Origin of the sequence: Paenibacillus sp. ACRSA (genome assembly GCF_022346845.1) — a bacterium.
GTDB lineage: Bacteria > Bacillota > Bacilli > Paenibacillales > Paenibacillaceae > Paenibacillus.
This window is the reverse complement of the sequence record NZ_JAKRNP010000003.1, coordinates 14,695-33,705: the sequence shown is the minus strand read 5'-3', so window position 1 is coordinate 33,705 and position 19,011 is coordinate 14,695. Positions and strand designations below refer to the sequence as shown.

The following is a 19,011-nucleotide window of genomic DNA, read 5'->3' as shown; positions in this document are numbered from 1 at the left end:
ATGGAAAGGAACAATGCCGTGGCACATCCAGCAACTATTCTGCTTGTGGATGATGAGCAGGAAATTATTAAACTCATGGAGATTTATTTTGGCAATGAAGGTTATCGCATTCTTACAGCACATGATGGTATTGAAGCTCTTGCACAATTGAAGAATGAGAGGGTTGATCTCATTATCCTCGATGTCATGATGCCCAATATGAACGGCATTGAAGCGTGCATGAGGATCAGGGAAGAACAGAAGATGCCGATCATTATGTTGTCTGCCAAAAGCATGGATATGGACAAAATAACAGGGTTAAGCATCGGAGCGGACGATTATGTGACGAAGCCATTTAATCCGCTTGAACTTGTTGCTAGAGCGAAATCTCAGCTTCGGCGGTATCATACGTTTAATGAAGGTCGGGAGAAAACGGAGCATGAGTTGATCATCGATGATCTTGTTATTAATACAGATACACATGAAGTATGGGTAGACGAGCAGTCTATTCGTTTAACGCCCCGTGAGTTTGCGATTCTGGAGCTCTTGGCACGCCATCAGGGTTCCGTTCTGAGTATGGAGCAGATCTATCAACAGGTCTGGAAGGAAGAATTCATGGAGTCGAACAACACCGTAATGGTGCATATACGCAAAATTCGTGAGAAGATCGAGATGGATAGCAAACATCCCAAGTTCATACAGACCGTGTGGGGTGTGGGCTATAAGATGTTCAAGCCATAACGTGCAAGGATATGAGCGGTGTTATACTGCCAAAGACCTGAACAGGGAGTATCTGAGATGAATTCGACATTGATTAATACGGTTCGCTGGAAATTTATCTATGCATTTCTGCTGAGCGGCATACTGACAGCGGCTATTTTGTATGGGGGCAGCAAGGTTGTTCAATCGATCCTGGGAGCACAGACCTATCCCAATTATTCGATCCCTGCAAGGGGAGTACGGTGGTTAATCAACAACATTGGTTCTATACCGTTAATGATGGTGATTGGTATTTTGGGGTTTGTGCTGTTCTTTTTCTTATTCACACGTAGGACGATCATGGTGTTGAATGAAATCACTGCGGGAATACAAGAAGTTGCCAAAGGGGAGCTATCGCATCGAATTGAAGTGAAGTCATCCGACGAATTCGGTGTAGTGGCGGCCAGCATTAATCAGATGGCAGAGCAATTACAAATATCGTTAGAAGAGGAACGGAGTGCGGTTGCCGCCAAAAATGATCTGATCACAGGTGTGTCTCACGATCTGAGAACACCATTAACGTCAATTCTTGGGTTCTTGGAATACATAGAGAAGGATCGTTATCAGGATGAGATTGAAATGCGTTATTACGTTAGTATTGCTTATGAAAAGTCCCTAACGTTAAGGAAACTCATTGATGATTTATTTGAATACACCCGTGTAAGTGGTGGGAATCTGCCTTTATCTATGACAACACTGAATCTGAACTCGTTTCTAATGCAGCTTGCCGAGGAGTTTACGCCTATGTTAGAGGAGGCAGGTATGACGTATACGTTTGTCGGGGAACAGGAGCCACTATGGATTGAGGCTGCACCGGGAGAATTAGTACGTGCATATGAGAATCTATTTAGTAATGCTATTCGTTATGGCTCCAAAGGAAAGGTTATGGAGATTGGATTAGGGCTTGAAGGAGAAGAGGCTGTCGTGCGAATTAGCAATTACGGTGACCCGATCCCTGCACAGGATTTGCCTTATTTATTTGATCGTTTCTACCGGGTGGACAAGTCTCGTTCGCGTGAAACAGGAGGTACCGGGCTTGGTCTTGCCATTGCCAAATCCATGATTGAGCTACATCACGGCACGATCGCGGCATATAGTGGCAAGGGCAGAACCGATTTTGTGACTCGCTTTCCAATAGCCTCGCCACTTGCAAGTGCTCAGTCAGCGGATAATCAAACTATCCGTTCTTAGATGACCTGTACAATTATAGGCAGGTTAAATGCGCGTGAAGCTTCTAGCACAATCGTATGAGGGTTATTAGTTTAATGCATGTTAAGGAAAAGATAAGAAGTTAATTACATTTTTATTAAGAAGTACCCGGTATCCTAAACTCAATGATCGAAGTTAAATAGATATCTACATTGAGGAGGATACCGATATGAATTCATTACTACGTACGGTTAGATCGCGATACATATACATCTGTGGAGCAAGTGCGCTGCTTAGCGTGGTGCTCTTTTTTGTCGTTTATCAAATGTTACGATTCGCGCTTACTCATCTGTCTGCAGGGGGGACATCATGGTTACCTCACCTCATTCGCTGGGGAATCCATAATATTGGAACTCGGCCTATTATTATCGTTGTCGGAGCGGCCTTATTCTTAACATTCTTCTGGATTCGATCGCAGAAAATTACGGATGACCTTCAGCGTATCTCCCAAATGACCCATGCTTTAGCAAATGGGGAGACGGATTCGCGCGTTGATGTTCTGAGTGGTGGAGAACTACGCCAGATTGCTGCTCAGTTGAACGAGATTGCTTTTCAGATGGAGCAGGATCGAATGAATGGGGAAGGGAGTGAAAGCGAGGGTGATTGGCATAAGAAACAGATATCCAGCAATGAGCATACCACAAGTGTGCAGGTTAACCCCGTAGAGGTAGACTTACCGGTGAAGCTTACCATCTATAGCATTCTCTCTTCTCTTGAAACCATTATTGAAGGACGGTACCAGGATGAGGCTGAGATCCAGCATTGGGTTCGATTGACATATCAGAAAACATTAAGCCTTCAACAAGCCCTCGACGTCGCAGCGGTGCACCAACAGGTGAGCAAGGGGGATTAACATTGAAATTCGAAATGATACCCAAGGCTAGCCATGATCGATCTGCAGCAAAATATTCCAAAACGCAAACCCGAGAGCGTGTACCGATCATGCGAGAGAAATTATCTAGACTAGAAGACTCTACTGTTAAGGGAGCACTCGGATTACGGCGTAGAGTGAAGTTCAATTTCAAAGTTAAACGCGGAATTTATTATGCTTTTGATGCATCAGTGGTTATCGTGATGATGTTATTGATTGGATACATGTACATGGTGACCTATGGTGAACGTATGATTCGAAGTCATCCTGCGATAACCTCCACGATATCCTCAACGACGATTCTGAACTCAGAGGGAGCAGAAATAACGCGGCTACAAGCTGGTAAAAATGGCTATGCAGCGCATGCTGATCTTAACGAAATGCCGGATGTATTGAAACAGGCTTTCCTAGCTACAGAGGATCGACGCTTCTATAAGCATGATGGATTGGACTACATCGGTATTGGGAGAGCAGTGGTACAGGATGTAATTAACCTTGATCTAAGTCAGGGAGGGAGCTCCATTACGCAGCAACTAGCGAGGAACCTGTATCTCAATGGAGACAAAACAATGGTTCGTAAAGTGAATGAAATGTCCATCGCCATAGCCTTAGAGAAGAAGTATGCAAAGGATGACATTCTCGAATCGTATCTGAATCAGATTTACATGGGACAGGGGCAATATGGCGTAAAGGCAGCGACTTGGCGTTATTTTGGCATTAAGGATCTGCGTCAATTAGAGCTCTGGCAGGTCGCAACGTTAGCAGGAATTCCTAAAGGGCCATCCATCTATAACCCGTTAGATGACGCAGACTTATCTAAGGATCGACGTGCAGTAGTGCTCACCCTTATGCATGAACAAGGAATCATTACGAGAAAACAAATGCAGGAAGCTCGCAAGGTGGATTATGTGCCTCCGGCTACTACTGCTAATTCGTCTGCACCCCAGCCTGCTTACGCCTCTGCTATAGATGCAGTCATACAGGAAGCCTCACAGTTAACTGGCAGAAGTGTCACAGATATTCAATCAGCAGGCTGGGTCATACATACTGGATTGAACAGTCGTGCCCAGTCGGCGATGGAAGAGGAGTTTCGCCAATCTGCTCACTTCACAGATGACCGTGCCGATGAACGGGTTCAGGCGAGCATGGTCATTATCGACCAACGAAATGGAGAAGTGAAAGCGATGATGGGTGGACGTAACCCTCGGAGAGGAGACATGAATCGGGCCACGAGAGATGCTCGGCAGCCTGGATCGGCATTTAAACCTATTATTGCGTATGGGCCAGCGCTGGAATCGGGGAAATTCAATGCAAATAGTATCTTACAGGATAAACGTGTGCGATATGGTAGCTATCAACCGAGTAATCTGGGAGGACATTATCAAGGTTCAATCACCATGACTGAAGCAATCCGAAATTCAGTGAATGCACCAGCAGTATGGTTGCTAAATGAGACCGGGATGCAGCGTGCCCAGCAGTTTGCTGCGCATTTGGGGATCGAGCTGGGTCAAGAGGATCTTCACTTGTCGAGTGCTCTAGGGGGATTGCATCAAGGGGTGTCTCCTCTGAAAATGGCTCAAGCGTATACCGTATTTGCGAACCAAGGAAGATTCAATACCGCTCATCTCATTCGAGAGATTACCGATGCACAGGGACGGAACATATATGTGCGTAAGGCAGAGAATCAGCAGGTCGTTTCTCCCAATACAGCAAACGTTATGACTGCTATGCTACAGAATGTAGTCAGTCATGGCACAGGAAACAAGGCGCAATTACATGGATATCAGGTGGCGGGCAAAACAGGTACAACCCAGGCAGCATTGCCTGGCGTGAAGAGAGAGGCGAATCGGGATCTATGGTTTGTAGGTTATACGAATAAATGGACTGCGGCAGTGTGGATGGGGTTTGATCATACGGATGCGGAACATTATATGCTAGCAAGCAGCGGAGCAGCGGCAAATTTGTATGCATCGGTCATGAGGCGTGCGCTGCCATAGCCAAAAATGCGAAGAGGTGAAGAAGTTCTCTGGAAGAAAGTGACTTCCCGAGAATTGCTTCGCCTGAAAGTATTTGAGCAGAAAGTTACATCAGTAGCGTAAGCTTTGCCTGCATCCCCGAAATTCATCTGTGTAGGCTTACAAGCGCGTGTTCTTAAGTGAACTTGTTGAACGGCCTTTAAATCTAAACTATAGGGATAACAGGCGACATTTACGAGATCAATGTATACGAAGTGTTGCGTAGTCATGTTCCTGGGTTTTTATTGTAACTAATCTAACCTAACTAGGTTGTTGCTACTACGTTGGTGTAATTAGGTCTTGGATCGGAATAAATGCGGCGTACGTCGAATCATCTGATTCAGCACCTCGGATAATACCAGTCCAACGGCGATCGCGCCGGATAACATGAGTGCTTTGGCGGCGAGTTCTACAGCGGCATTATAATCGTTTTGCACAAAACTACGCATCGCATTGTAGGCCAGTCCACCTGGAACGAGGGGAATAATACCGGCTACGCTGAAAATAATGACAGGGGAACGGAACATCCGGGAGAATAACTGGCTGATCACACCAACTGCAATCGTGGCAGCAAGCGTAGCAGGAACTGCATCGGCTGCATACTCCAGCACTACATAGATGATCCAACCAATCATGCCAACAAAACCGCCGTGTAACAACATCCGCCGCGGGGCGTTGAAGATAATTCCGAACGCTGCCGAAGCAACAAAGCTGGTCAGGGCTTGCTCTATAAAATGAAGCATCATCTGCACTCCTTCGTCTTACATAAAAAGTGAAAATACAACGGCTATACCTGTGCCGATGGCAAACGCAGTTAGAAATGCCTCGGCTCCCTTAGATAACCCAGACACGAGATGACCTGCCATCAAATCCCGCACAGCATTGGTAATAAGCAGTCCAGGTACGAGCGGCATAACAGAACCGATAATGATTTTGTCCAGCTCGTGGCCTAATCCAAGATAGACCAGCAGAAATGCGAGTAGACCGATCACAAATGAAGCTGTTAGCTCGGCAAAGAATTTTACCAGCACGAGCCGGTGGAAAGCGATCACTGCTGCATAACCGGTGCCACCACAGATCAGCGCCGGGATAAAGTCACCCCAGCCTCCGCCAAACATGATCGTAAAACAGCCACTAGACAATGCAGCAGCCGTAAGCTGCACAGCAAAGGAATAGGAGGAAGGCTGTCCTTCGATTTGTTGTAACAACCCGTAGGCATCAATGGCAGATAACTCACCTTGCCCAATTCGCCTTGATATGGCATTCACCTCGGATACCTTGTGCAAATCCGTTGTTCGTTCGGAGATGCGAATGAGTTTGGCCGGTTCGGTTGCATCCACTGAGAAAAAAATGCCTGTAGGCACAACATAGCTATGCGAATGAGGTAATCCAAGCGCTGCAGCCATACGTTTCATCGTGTCTTCTACACGGTAGGTTTCCCCGCCGCTCTGCAGCATAATTTTTCCTGCGAGCAGACATGTAGCAATCACACGCGATTGTTCTGAAGTTGTCGTACTATTTCCCGCCATTTCCGTCTCAGGCTGAGGGATGGGGGGAGGGTCATGCGGTATGTATTCCAACCGGATCATACTCCGTTTCTTATAAGATAGGGCTTAAGCCGACACCATTGTATCATATTTCACACGAGAGGACGGAAACATACTGTACGAATGGGTGAACACCTATATAAGCCACACGAATTAACACGATAAACCGAATGGAAAGGCTCCGCTTCAATAACCCATAGGGTCGAAACGGAGCCATGTTAAACTTGAAAATGAATTCAAACTACATCAACAACGTAATGACCAGCAGCTCATACAGCACTAATGGCAAAATCGTTGGTCCAAACAAAGCTCGTGGCTCAGGATAGCCATGCATCGGCGTAACTTGAAGATATAGAATCCCCCGGTCTGCGCTAATGATAACACCTTCCCATACCTGACCATCGATATTCTGAACGTGGACTTTCTTGCCTATATGTTGCCGAGCTGTATGATGAATCATATTCCGCACGCTATGTACGGATTGAAGCATAGGTGTATTCGCCTGATAGACAACGCGTGCCGACGGTGTGGATGTAGACTCAGACATGATGCACAACCCTTCCTTTGAATAAACTTCTTACTTCAAGGTATGCATCTGCCTATAAAAGGTGACTACACCAGCATTATTCCATAAATACGCCAACGGAGAGGTCAAGATGGGTGCTCCCATCTTCACATATCATCAATGCAATGACTTCCGATGAAGTAACTAAGTTTCTAGATTCAGTATCAATGAACCTATGGATTCACCGGAATATCAACCGAGAACGGTGATGGGCTTAGTACCGGGTAGGAGAATAACTCCATATCCAAAGCGCCTTGGGCAGAAGCAGCATTTTCAATCGTGATCGATGCTTCAGCTTCGGAAGGATGCCAGCTAACTCCTTTGACCTCAAATGCCTTTCCTTCACTATCCTTAATATCCGTAAATGACAAACCTGAGTTGGCATTCTCTGAATCTGTGACGGAGAAGTGCAATATCATATCTTTACCTTTAATTTCTTTCTTAAGGAATTTCAAATTCTCTGGACCGCCCTCGATCTCACCTGATTCTGGATCAATCTGAAGATGCAGTTTATCTTTGTCCACGGCTCTAATCCCAGACGCATGTAGGGTCAGTTTTTTTGGAGTAGAGAAATACATACTCTCGAAGAAAACCGACATCCCATTCTCGGGAAGCGATGCCTCATTCGTTGTCCAGATTCTACCTTGCTCATCCACGAGCTGTAGATCATCAATGCCAAAGATTTTTTGGGTATTTTTCGGATCGTAGGTCATGTCCAGTACAAGTCGAGTGGGATATAACGTCGCTTGGTTTACATTAATTTGTTGACCATCTACCACTAAGGTTTGGTTAACAGGAATGACTCTTTTCATACCTTTCGTTAAGCTGTGATCGACGGGAAATGTAATTCTCCACTCATTCGCGTCGGTTTCTTTTTGCTCTTTAAACACAACGGTTAACTCTTGTGGAGGGGATGATTCAGTAAAGGATACATTGATCATATTCTCATAGATGTCCTCATCTGAAGTTGGATTAGGGTACGAATAACTAAATCCAACAGGAAGATCTTTACCGTCTTTATCAAGTAATTTAATGTCGTACATGAGATTTTTGGGATTTTGGATGCCTTTCATCGTGTAGAAAATCACCATGCGTGACTCATCCGTAATTACACCTTCAATGGTCACAGAAGTACCATTATGCTCGTCAGTTATCCCGACCTTCTGTAATAAGGATTGATCAATTGCCATCATCAGCCCTTTATCCTGACGAATCAGACTCACAATGCTATCCATCCCAGGCAATTGCTCTACGAAGGAAGCAAAAGCAGGGGATACCCGGATACATCCGGTGAAAATAAGAACGATCGCAGCGGCTGACACGGAGCTCATCATCCAGCGCAACCGGGATTTACGCCGGCTTGTAGCCTTTCGGATACCAGCCTGCACAGCCTGCTGCGTATCGGGTTCAGGTATAGTCATGGCATCGTATTCTAATCTACGACGATGAAGTCGTTGTTCCAGATCTTCGATAGGCTTCATTTCATCAGACATATTATGTATCTCCTTTCGTTCCTAGTTGATCACGGAGCTGTCCGAGTGCTCGATGCAGTCGTGATTTTACGGTTCCGGTCGGAATTTCGAGTATCTCAGCAACTTCTGTTAACGAGAAACCTTCAAAATAACTCAGGATAATAATCTGTTTGCAATCTCGATCCAATGAAGATACGGCAGCAGCCAAGTCAGGGTCTTCGGGTTGATCCCAGCTACTGGATTCCTGAATATCGGTGATCTGGCTGAATCGGCTTTTGCGTTTGCGTTCATCGGCACAATAATTGAGGAGAATGCGAATGAACCAGGTGCCGAAGTAGGACGGTTCTTTTAACTTTTTGAGTTTGCGAAAGGCTCTATAGGTGGATTCCTGTATCGCTTCCAGTGCATCGGCCTCGTTATGCAGATACGCATAGGCGATGCGATATAGTCGGTTCTGATGCATCTCCATTAAGGCTGTAAAAGCTTCGGCATCCCCTTGTTGTGCGGCAACAGTAAGCTCAGCAGGGGTCACATGGCTCCTCCTTTCGTGGATGTGTTGCGTATTAGACGGCGCAGCTCGCCAAACGGTTCTTGAATTTTCCAAAAAAGTTATAAAAATTTCGTTTCGTTGATCCATTTGTTTATTTTCATCACTCAAAAAATAACCGCTAGACTCCATAATACAGCCTAGGAGCCTAGCGGTTAAACTGGGTTTAGCTTACGGGAGATGAAGTTATGACGTTGCTCCAAGGGCATCTCTCAGACATTTAGCTGTTAAATGATTGCCTTTGTCTAATGCAATATCCAGCGCAGTCTGTCCTGAATTGGAAAGGGCTGATGGATCAGCGCCATGCTGTAAGAGAAGCTCAATCAGTTCTGCTTGATCCGTATGGAACGTAGCCGTATGAAGAGCGTTCTGCCCGTCGCTATCAAGAATGTTCGTCGATGCGCCATGTTCTAACAATAAGCGCACAACCTCCACTGAGCGTTCACCCGCAAGTGCGGCATGGAGCGCAGTGTTGGACGGGATAAATGAGATTTTTGAATGAGAAACAGCGTTAACACCGGCTCCCTGTGCTAGAAGAATACGCACCGCTTCAGCTTGTCCATAATGCGCAGCGTACCCAAGTGGGGTGAGGCCATCACTGTTTTCCGTATTGGCGAGATCAGGCAGAGAGGTAAGTAATGTCTTTATTTTGACGATATCCCCGTTCTGACTAGCTTTGAATAGTTCGTTAATCTGTTCTTCGTGTTTCAAGTGGCAGACCTCCAGTCATTCTCCGAAATACATTTTCTTGACAGCATCAAGACCAGGAACAGCGAAGCAAGCGAGTGGAGATGGTAGATCATCCAGCGGGAACCATCCGATCTCACCGATGGCTCCGCCTTCTTCTAGATTCCGAGCGATGCCGCTAATCATTCGGGTAGAGTAGAGAAGAGAAATCCAATGCTCCTGCTGGTCAGGCTGAATCGTCTCTGCTGTGCAGAGCAATCGGTCGATGGCGATATCTAGATCGACTTCTTCCTTAATCTCCCGAATCACAGCTGTTTCAGCAGACTCGTAAGGGTCGATTTTACCTCCGGGTATGCTCCAGGTGAATTGTTCTGGTTCACGGTTGCGCCAGACCAGTAGTACTTCTCTGCGATCGTTAACAATGACCGCGCCTACGCCAATGCGAGGTTGAACAGTGGTGTTCTCACTCGTCGTGGGCAGGGGCTCAGATGCATCACCAGAAGTAGAAGCAGAGACTGCGGCAGCGCGTTGAAATGGTTTTATGTTAACTGACGTTTCGTTTGAGACATTCGCACGAGTAGATTGAAAAGATAGAGGCAGTTCGGTCTGCTTTGACCATTCCTCCGCAAGGATACTCATAGAAATGAGGTCATAGTGCCTCCCATCTCGTAATACGGCTGAGCGCTGACGTCCTTCTACCTGAAACCCAGCTTTTAGGTACGCCTGCATCGCAGTCTCGTTATATTCAATCACTTCCAGTGCAATTCGGTTCAAATTCAATTCATGAAACCCATAGCGCATAATCAGGGCAAGCGCATCACTACCGTAGCCTTTGCCACGATCCTTTTCATCCCCAATAGCAATGGCCAGACGCGCGGAGCGGTTATTCCATTCGATCCGGTAGAGAGCGGTGAAGCCAATATATCGATTGTCCTCTAATGTACGCAAGGAAAACTCAAATCCATTATCTCTGCGGACAGAAGAAGAACCTGTTTCATCCGGCGTTAGCGGTACTGCAATGTCCGTATCGAGATTACGTAGATATCCATAATCGTCCGTAAAACGGGATAATCGCATACAATCTTCCGGACAGGGTGCTGCTAGTCGAACCTTGGAGCCTTGAAAATGATTGAAATGAAGTGGAGCCATGTTGCACCTCTTTTATCGATATGAAATCGTTCATTAGATATCATTATACTACGAATGAGCCCAGATCCGAAAAAAGGAGGAGCAGGACTCACCTTTTAATTAAACTTTCCGTTCATTTTGAGATGAACTAGTTATTCGCGGTTATGTACTTACCCTGCCAAATAAAAAAGCAGCCTACAGGCTGCAGAGTCATGCATTATTTAAGATCATTTAGAAGATTCTTTATCTTTTTGTAGTGTCCACTTACTCGATCGACCATGTAATTGTACATCAACTGATTCTCCGCAAGGTTCGACATTTCCTTGTCAATGTCAACGTTGTTGCCGTTGTTGTTCATCGTTGTGTTGTTGTTCTCTACGATGCGGTATGGCACGACTGGACCAGGGGTACTCACTGGAAAATGTTTCGGATGAGTCCGGTGTAAATTCAAATGATCTGTGTTGCCTTGCTCAACGATGCGTCTAAGCTCTTCTTGGAACTCTACCGACTTCTTCTTATAATTCGGTGTGTCCGCATTGGCTATGTTGTGAGCAGTTACATTATGCCGGGCGGTTAATACTTGTAACAGCGATTCGTTACGCTTGGAAGTGTTCGTTTCGATCACGGCTCATTCTCCTTCACTGCAAAGTAATACCGTTACTCCTATAATAAGAAAATATGTTGCGTCATGTCAACAAATGACGAAAAGACAAGCGTATGCCGAAGGCTTTCACGAAGTGAAGAACCTTACGGCACTATTGCTTGTCTTTAGATATTACTTAATTAGTCACCTTCTAAGGTCAGTCATGGAGTAGGACGGTTAATGTTTTTGCCGTAATAGATCTCGTCCATCTCCAGCTTCAGCCACTCCGTAATTTCATGTTGTTCTGCCTTGCTTAGCTTATCCTTGGTGTACCCAAAGAGATAGTTATCCAGATCAAATTCCCTCAGCTTACATTTGGTATGGAAAATGTTCTCCTGATAGACGTTCACATCAATCATATCAAAGCTGCTCTTGATCTCATCCGGAATGTAGTTCTGGATAGAACCAATCTCATGGTCGATGAACAACTTGCGTCCGCTTGTATCACGTGTAAATCCACGCACACGGTAATCCATCGTCATAATGTCCGTGTCAAAGGAATGAATGAGGTAGTTCAGCGCTTTGAGAGGCGAGATTTCCCCGCAAGTGGACACGTCAATATCGGCACGGAACGTACTGATCCCTTCGCTTGGATGGAACTCTGGGTACGTATGAACCGTAATATGGCTTTTATCAAGCTGCATCACGACGTTATCGGGCAACGGCCCTGGGGATTCATCGAAGGATTCCTCCGGAATTTCCACTATCGGCCCTTCGGATACGAGCATGGTTACACTAGCGCCTTGTGGGACGTAATCCTGCTGCGCCACATTCAAAACGTGTGCACCAATAATGTCGGATACATTTCTGAGAATTTTACTTAATCGTGCCGCATTATACTGTTCATCAATATATTCAATATAAGCCTCACGTTCATCTTTGGTTTTGGTGTAACAGATATCGTACATGTTAAAGCTCAGCGATTTGGTCAGGTTGTTGAATCCGTGCAGTTGAATGCGCTGCTCGGGAGTTAATGTCATGGCTGCAGTTCCCCTTTATCCATACGACATAGTAATCGCAGTTTTAATACTACTTATACCCATATTGCTGCCAAAAAAAACATGAGTAAGCCATTCGAGGCTTTTACAGCCTGCCATGACTTTAGAGAGACCTTAGCGATTCAGTTCCTCTCGTTTCACGTGATCTGGGATAGAGAAACCAGGGGCTTATAGTAACATTAAAGCTTTAACTACAGAAATTAAATTGTTTTTACATCCATCCTTACTTTTTGGTAAAATAAACCTTTCAATGTATAACATACGATTGTTGATGTACGAGGCGATTACTGATGAAAAGGAGGGCTATGCCACATGGAATTCAGATTTGGTGACGTTTTTATTGTTCTCCCACCAATATACATTTCGATTATCTTGATCATTATTATTTTTTTGTTAGTAAGGTGGAGCAGACAATTAGAAACAAGACGTTTTACCATTTTCTTTTACTTTTTGATCAGTACGTCTACTATAATAATTTATTCTCATGCTACAACCAATGGTCTCTTTCAGTTAAAGCTACCCATTGGATTTTTATTGATTTTATTATATCTGTCTAACAAACAAAATTACCATCCAGCTAAAATGAAAGCGAGTCTATTAGGGCTCTGCGTAGCGCTATATAAGCTAATTCTTGAATATTTCGGATAGATAGATGAATAAGGATATATAGGAGTTGAAGGGAATGTCTATTTGGAAAAAGCAAATGATAATCTATATGGAATTCATAGGATTTTTGGTTATTGGTTTCATTGTTACAGAAAATGTAATGAGAAACATTTATGAGAGTTTCAGTATTCCTTTTATGGGGAACGTATGGGTTAATTGGTTTGGGGTCTCCTATTTTTTGTTTTTCCTTTACACACTCATTTGTGCGCTATGTGCAAGAAAGAATGCTAATTTCTTCAGGAAACGTTTGAAATCGGTAATTTTCTGGGTGTTTCTAATGGGCTCGTTGTATGTTATTTTTGTTCCATTTGTTAAAGGAGAGAATCCATTTTGAATAATACACAAAAAGGGCCATCCCCAGTCATTTAAATGACTCATGGGATAGCCCTTTTTACATCCATACAACACTGATTCAGAAGGAAGTATCTTCGTAATGCTGCACATCATTCATCCGTTCATCCTCCGCGATGGATTGAATATCCTCCGACGTTACGCTGATGATGGTATAGTCTTCATTCTGCTGTTTCTTAATCGCCTTTTCCTTCATAAAGCGTGGGCTGCCTTCGCCGGCATCCTCATCGTACACAAGCAATACACCGTCGCTTTTGCGTAGCAAAAGATCGTCCCGGGCTGTGAACTGCCATGGACCAATATAGGGCTGACGACTAATTGCACCATAGTAATCAACCCCTTGCAGGATGGAGCGATAATACTCCTGTTTATCTTCCTTCCATTGTTCCTCGGGATTTTGAAAAGCAGTGATGATCGACAATTTCAGATCAGGGAATGTCTCCTTCAGCTCCAGTACTACTTCACATGCCCACAGATCCACGCCATATTGCCCTGGAGTTAGCACCCATTCCAGCCCGTCTTCCACAAGCGGTGTGAGGCGAGAGGCGATGGCTTTTTTGATATAAGGAATGCCTTCATGCTTCTGTCCAAAAATCTGCAGTTCATGTGCCCGATAACCGGTAATCAGCAAGTTTTTCAGCATCGGTTACTCCTTTCAGCGCGACTCCGTACCCAAGAGCTTCAGTTACTCCGCGGTTGCGTTATCTGCACGGAAAGGATACAAGAATTGCTTCGGAATATCGGTCTCAAATGTCATCAGCTTATCGGTTGTTGGATGGATAAACGAGAGCACACGTGCATGGAGCCCAAGGCGTCCCAGGTCTCTCGTGCGCGCACCGTACTTTTTGTCTCCTGCAATTGGATGTCCGAGGTCTTCCATATGCACACGAATCTGATTTTTGCGTCCTGTTTCCAATCGAACTTCAAGCAGAGAAAACTCACGGTTGGATTTGAGACGTTTGTAGTGCGTTATCGCGTGCTGTCCATCATTCGCACGTGGGCTTGAGTACATTTTCAGCGTTTTGGTTTCCTTCAGCCAGGAGGAGATCGTACCTTCCTCTTTGCTCACAGCACCTTCAACGAGAGCAACATAAACGCGATCCTGTACATTATCTTTCCAGTTGTTTTGCAGCTTCTGTTGTACCTCTTCACTTTTGGCAAACATCATCACGCCAGATGTGTCCCGATCCAGACGATGCACAACAAATATCCGATTGTTTGGATTCGTACGGCGCACATGCTCCATCAACTGGCGGTAAGCTGTAAGGTCGTTGCTACGGTCAGCGGCGATCGATAATAGCCCAGCTTCCTTACGAATGACGATGATGTCATTATCCTCATGCAAAATGTTTACTCCGGTCATGGAAGGGGCAGCTACGGCGCCTTCTTTGCTAATGGATACGGTCTGACCCGGCGTGAGCGCCAGGTTGAACTTCGTCACGACCTTCTCATCTACGGATACCTGACCACGACCTAGAATGGACTTCACGGCATTACGACCATCCTTCAGATGCTTCAGCAGGAACGGTAACAATTCTTCTGGCTCTGTCACTGGGTACTGGCGAGGTGGCTCTTGTTTACGATAATAGGAATTGCCAGAGCGTTTAGACGCACCTGATGATTTGGCTTTGCCAGATCTTGCTTGGTTGCCTGTTGTTGAAGACTTGGCAGCTAGTGGCTTGTTCGTATCCGCTGTATTACGAGATGTGGATGCAGAGGATCTGGATGATTCGGCAGATGAAGCACCTGATCTCTTAGAACGTCCCGTAGAGGGGCGGTTCGATGACTTTCCTTTGGATGATGAATGGCCTGTGGAACGTTTACGTGTATTCATAAATAATAATCTCCTTCTGAACAGCCTGTACCGCTTGCGTGCATACGATCCGTTCATTTCGTTATGCAGTTCAATATACCATTAACCGGGTGTAAATAAAAATAGGTGTATAGAAACTGTTATTTATCCAATCGAACGAGAGTTGAGATTCATAGAATAGGATATCTCATTGCATTGGAGGTGTTACTCTTGGGTGTATTTCTCGATATGAGAACCTCAATGAACTCAGGAAGCGTAGGATCGCCAAACACATCTTTATCCTTATCACCAGAAGTGTTCGGGTCAATTGGGCTGCAGACCTTAGGTGTTGCGAATCCCATTATCACCCTGAATGGCACGGTTGGTGTGACGGGAGAGCAAGGAGATACCTTCGTTGTTGAGTTGGTACGTGGTACGGTATATGATCCGTTCTTTGTCATCTATCGTGCCGAAGGTACGGTGGGACAGACGGGCGGCGCTGAATTTCATTCCTTTACCGCACAGGATTTGGCTGCACCACCCGCACTGGAAAGTGTGTACACTTCATTTATATCCGGGGTGTCTACAGTGGCAAGAACAGGGCCTGAGATGTTCTACGGCATTGCAGCTACTAACTAGCTTATCAGCAGTAGTAAAAGGTTAAAGTCAAAAATCCCGGCTCCAGTATCGAAGGAGTCGGGGATTTTTTTTTGACCATATTTCAGCCGTATTGTGATGTAGCAAGAGCATGAACATAGCCAGCTGTAATTCAAGAAGCAAAGAGCAAACTCAGTTAGCACGGCCTTTCAGAATGATATTGCCTGCTTTGCCAAAATCAATAGCAACTTTGCCCGCTAGGGCGGCTGTGCGCTCAGCGAGAACAACGGCATTAACGCCACAGGAGAAAAGGGCAACATCGAACGTATGCTGGTTCGTGACGATCCATTGTAGCGTTTCATCCGTCTGACCCCAGTTATCAAAGGGAAGCGCTGCTGCGATCTGGAGATGATACGGTTCTTGTACAAGCCGTTCGCGAAGGGCGTCGATCTCACGAGTCACGAGCAGTACCCGTTTACCAGCAAGCATAGACCAGAACCGTGGCATCTGCACGAGTTCCCGATTGACGCAAGCATGGCAGGTGAGTGCAGGAGCGATACCATAGTGAGCAAATACCATATCCGTGAGCGGGCGTTTGAGATAATCCGGTGCTTTAATCGTCATATCCCCTGGGGGAAGCACACCAACAATATTAGCTCGTTGTATAGAAGCGGCAACGTGATCTCTGAGCTGAAAATCGGGGAGACGAAGTCCCTTTTGCCCTAAATTGGCTTTGATCGCCCAGCGCTCTTGAAGCACCTGCTCCACCGTCCAGACCGTTTCCTGAGACATGACAATATTCTCGCCATCGCCCACGCGAACGAGAGAAAATGGACGCTTCTCTACAAGTGCTGCTTCGAGCTGATCAAGTACACCATCTGTCTCCAGATAAATAGCATTCATCGTAGATTTAAACCTCCTTCGTATTCTATTGACCTATTCTATGTAATGGCTGCGCTAACGTTTTGTACGTTCGACCTGTAAAAGGCTGTTCCATAAGTCCACTTTTGATGAAGTGATTACGTTCATCCCATCTTCTCGATAATGAAAACCCGACCTTTTTGAACAAGCAATATAAGGCGAATCTTCGGGTGTATATCAATCTATTTTGTGAAAAGTAGTTCAAGTGTACTGACCGATGCTACCTCTGTTTCATACCTTGTAGAGATGGCAGATAAGAGAATTGCGCTATGAAAGTTGGGTGGAATGCAGCAACGTATTACGTTTATTTCTGCAAGGCATAGGTTGCAAAACTATGAAAATGGTTCAAAGGCAACCAGAAGAGGTTGTTCAAAAAGTCCGCTTTTGATTACGAAGGATGCGGGAGTGGCATCTCAGCATCGAATATGGGATTCAGCCGAATCTACGCTCCGCTACTCCATTTCTATCTTCATCCCATCTTCTTGGTACTGAAGACCGACCTTTTTGAACACGCACTAGAAGAAAGGCTGCTTAAACAAGGAGGGATGTTATGTCTAGGAAAGTCGTTATTGAGATTAACTTCAACAATTATGGAATGGATCCGCAGCGGTTAACGAGAGGATGGCTAGAGCGACGGATGAATATCTTTCGCACCTTTACGTTGCATTGCCTTAAGGCGCAGACGAATCAGGATTTCCTTACTGTTGTGAAGCTGGCGAAGGAATCAGGAGAGTTGATGCAAGAAATTCTTGCGGAACAAGAGCCATTACCTTCTAATATTCGCTTTGGAACCAATATTGAGAGTGTGCGTGCCATTCTAGCTTTTGCACAAGGGGCAGAACATATCTATATTGCCCGTCTAGATTCGGATGATCTGTACCACCGTACCTTTGTTCAACAGTTATACGATATACAACCACAGCCGGGGACAATGGCCTTAATTAATCAGAACGGCTACTTGTGGGATAGTGTGAATCATGAGATGGCACCCGCATTTCATCGTTCTCCGCAGTTCTATGTCTACCTATACCGGACGGAGGAGTACGCTTCAGGCTATCGAGTGAAGCTGCCAGGCCGCGGTACGCATGGAAATGTAATTGATCTACCGCATGAGCTGCTCGCACCCCGCAATTATGTCAATATCGTGCATAGCAGCAACACATCGGTCAAAAAGGTTCCACCCAAAGATCGGTTAAGCCGAGAAGAGATGGCTCAGGTATTACGTGAATTCATGATCTAATGAAGGAGGCATTCTTGCATGATTAAAGGACAAATCATTTTGATCACTGGAGGAACAGGCTCCTGGGGACAGAAGCTGACCGAAGTACTGCTGGAACAGGATCCGGCTGAGATTCGCATCATGTCGCGTAATGAGTATGCTCAGATTGCGATGCAACGTGATTTTGGTCATGATGCAAGGCTACGCTTTGTTATCGGAGATATTCGGGATTATGGAGCAGTGGAGGAAGCGTGCCGGAATGTGGATGTTCTCTTTCATTTGGCCGCACTGAAGCATGTACCTGTATGTGAAGACCAGCCGGATGAAGCCTTCAAAACCAATGTCATTGGCACACAGAATATCATTAAAGCAGCCATTCGTATGAAGATTCCTAAGGTGATTGATGTCTCCACCGATAAGGCGGTCGATCCAATCAATGTATATGGCATGACCAAGGCGCTCGGTGAGAAGATGATGATTCGTGCGAATGGGCTGAGTGAGCATACACGATTTGTCTGCATCCGCGGTGGCAATGTGTTAGGAACAAGCGGCAGTGTTGTGCCATTGTTCCGTCGTCAGATTGATGAGGGCAAGACGCTTACCATTACGGACAAAGGCATGACTCGCTTTTTTCTGACACGGACAGAAGCGATACATTTGCTGCTTAAGGCGGCTGAGGCGGCGGTAGGCGGCGAGACATTTGTGATGAAAATGAAAGCCTGCAAGATGACCGATCTAGCCTCGGTCATGTTAGAGAAGGCAGGTCGCCCATCTTTTGACTACCAGGTTACAGGCATTCGCCCTGGCGAGAAACTACATGAAGTGCTCATCTCACCCTTCGAATCACCTCGAACCTATAAGTATGATACGCAATATTATGTCATATTGCCGCAGGAACCGGACAAGCGCCTGAAAGATCAGTACAGCAGCCTGCCTCGTGTCACACTTTCCGAATACCGGTCAGACACTGCCATGATGAACAAACAAGCGATAGCTCAGTTTTTGCGTGCAGGCGGCTTTATCAATTAATAGAAGGGAGGCGGAG

19 protein-coding genes are annotated in these 19,011 nt (G+C 45.6%); 7 read left to right on the top strand and 12 right to left on the bottom strand.

The genetic code is table 11. From position 1 onward, the window contains the following. The 4 genes from MH215_RS09765 to MH215_RS09750 all read left to right on the top strand — a co-directional run bounded on the left by MH215_RS09765 (window position 1) and on the right by MH215_RS09750 (window position 4,815). The gene (locus MH215_RS09765; RefSeq protein ID WP_239289944.1) at window positions 1-720 is read left to right on the top strand and encodes a response regulator transcription factor; all 720 of its coding nucleotides are present in this window, start codon (window positions 1-3) and stop codon (window positions 718-720) included. 57 nt (window positions 721-777) lie between these two features. Beyond that, window positions 778-1,929: a sensor histidine kinase gene (locus MH215_RS09760; RefSeq protein WP_239289942.1), complete on the top strand. Its 1,152-nt coding sequence runs from the start codon at window positions 778-780 to the stop codon at window positions 1,927-1,929. A 187-nt stretch (window positions 1,930-2,116) separates the two neighbouring features. Next, window positions 2,117-2,800 carry a HAMP domain-containing protein gene (locus MH215_RS09755; RefSeq protein WP_239289940.1) on the top strand — a complete coding sequence of 228 codons (684 nt, stop codon included), beginning with the start codon at window positions 2,117-2,119 and terminating at the stop codon, window positions 2,798-2,800. Window positions 2,801-2,802: 2 nt separating this feature from the next. After that, window positions 2,803-4,815 carry a transglycosylase domain-containing protein gene (locus MH215_RS09750; RefSeq protein WP_239289938.1) on the top strand — a complete coding sequence of 671 codons (2,013 nt, stop codon included), beginning with the start codon at window positions 2,803-2,805 and terminating at the stop codon, window positions 4,813-4,815. A gap of 311 nt (window positions 4,816-5,126) precedes the next feature. Here MH215_RS09750 and MH215_RS09745 read toward each other — a convergent pair whose 3' ends face one another. From MH215_RS09745 to MH215_RS09685, 11 genes are all read right to left on the bottom strand, one after another. Then, window positions 5,127-5,576 (bottom strand): threonine/serine exporter family protein, encoded by a 450-nt coding sequence (locus MH215_RS09745; RefSeq protein ID WP_056699357.1) that lies wholly within the window; start codon window positions 5,574-5,576, stop codon window positions 5,127-5,129. Window positions 5,577-5,594: 18 nt separating this feature from the next. After that, window positions 5,595-6,362: a threonine/serine exporter family protein gene (locus MH215_RS09740; protein ID WP_239290788.1), complete on the bottom strand. Its 768-nt coding sequence runs from the start codon at window positions 6,360-6,362 to the stop codon at window positions 5,595-5,597. Between the two features lie 259 nt (window positions 6,363-6,621). Then, entirely contained in the window at window positions 6,622-6,927 is a 306-nt protein-coding gene (locus MH215_RS09735) for a hypothetical protein (protein ID WP_239289936.1), read from the bottom strand. A 191-nt stretch (window positions 6,928-7,118) separates the two neighbouring features. Beyond that, window positions 7,119-8,438 carry a DUF4179 domain-containing protein gene (locus MH215_RS09730; RefSeq protein ID WP_239289935.1) on the bottom strand — a complete coding sequence of 440 codons (1,320 nt, stop codon included), beginning with the start codon at window positions 8,436-8,438 and terminating at the stop codon, window positions 7,119-7,121. Between the two features lies 1 nt (window position 8,439). Continuing rightward, on the bottom strand, window positions 8,440-8,949 hold the full coding sequence (locus MH215_RS09725) for an RNA polymerase sigma factor (protein WP_239289934.1): 510 nt from the start codon (window positions 8,947-8,949) through the stop codon (window positions 8,440-8,442). A 201-nt stretch (window positions 8,950-9,150) separates the two neighbouring features. Beyond that, window positions 9,151-9,675 (bottom strand): ankyrin repeat domain-containing protein, encoded by a 525-nt coding sequence (locus MH215_RS09720; protein WP_239289933.1) that lies wholly within the window; start codon window positions 9,673-9,675, stop codon window positions 9,151-9,153. Between the two features lie 15 nt (window positions 9,676-9,690). Then, a complete protein-coding gene (locus tag MH215_RS29205; RefSeq protein WP_343224556.1) occupies window positions 9,691-10,800 on the bottom strand; it encodes a GNAT family N-acetyltransferase in 1,110 nt (369 codons plus the stop codon). Window positions 10,801-10,996: 196 nt separating this feature from the next. Next, the gene (gene flgB, locus MH215_RS09705) at window positions 10,997-11,404 is read right to left on the bottom strand and encodes a flagellar basal body rod protein FlgB (RefSeq protein WP_239289932.1); all 408 of its coding nucleotides are present in this window, start codon (window positions 11,402-11,404) and stop codon (window positions 10,997-10,999) included. A gap of 179 nt (window positions 11,405-11,583) precedes the next feature. Next, on the bottom strand, window positions 11,584-12,402 hold the full coding sequence (gene speD, locus MH215_RS09700) for an adenosylmethionine decarboxylase (protein WP_128100841.1): 819 nt from the start codon (window positions 12,400-12,402) through the stop codon (window positions 11,584-11,586). Window positions 12,403-13,498: 1,096 nt separating this feature from the next. Next, a complete protein-coding gene (locus MH215_RS09690; RefSeq protein WP_239289930.1) occupies window positions 13,499-14,080 on the bottom strand; it encodes an SLOG family protein in 582 nt (193 codons plus the stop codon). A 42-nt stretch (window positions 14,081-14,122) separates the two neighbouring features. Then, on the bottom strand, window positions 14,123-15,271 hold the full coding sequence (locus MH215_RS09685) for an RluA family pseudouridine synthase (RefSeq protein ID WP_239289929.1): 1,149 nt from the start codon (window positions 15,269-15,271) through the stop codon (window positions 14,123-14,125). Window positions 15,272-15,478: 207 nt separating this feature from the next. On the opposite strand from MH215_RS09685, the gene MH215_RS09680 reads away from it, so the two are divergent. Continuing rightward, window positions 15,479-15,868 (top strand): hypothetical protein, encoded by a 390-nt coding sequence (locus MH215_RS09680; RefSeq protein WP_307215074.1) that lies wholly within the window; start codon window positions 15,479-15,481, stop codon window positions 15,866-15,868. A gap of 150 nt (window positions 15,869-16,018) precedes the next feature. Here MH215_RS09680 and MH215_RS09675 read toward each other — a convergent pair whose 3' ends face one another. Then, the gene (locus MH215_RS09675) at window positions 16,019-16,729 is read right to left on the bottom strand and encodes a GT-D fold domain-containing glycosyltransferase (protein WP_239289927.1); all 711 of its coding nucleotides are present in this window, start codon (window positions 16,727-16,729) and stop codon (window positions 16,019-16,021) included. A gap of 568 nt (window positions 16,730-17,297) precedes the next feature. Here MH215_RS09675 and MH215_RS09670 point away from each other — a divergent pair. Next, on the top strand, window positions 17,298-17,987 hold the full coding sequence (locus tag MH215_RS09670) for a glycosyltransferase (RefSeq protein WP_239289926.1): 690 nt from the start codon (window positions 17,298-17,300) through the stop codon (window positions 17,985-17,987). Between the two features lie 18 nt (window positions 17,988-18,005). Further along, window positions 18,006-18,995, top strand: coding sequence for a polysaccharide biosynthesis protein (locus tag MH215_RS09665; RefSeq protein ID WP_239289924.1), 990 nt, complete (start codon window positions 18,006-18,008; stop codon window positions 18,993-18,995). Window positions 18,996-19,011 lie beyond the last annotated feature (16 nt).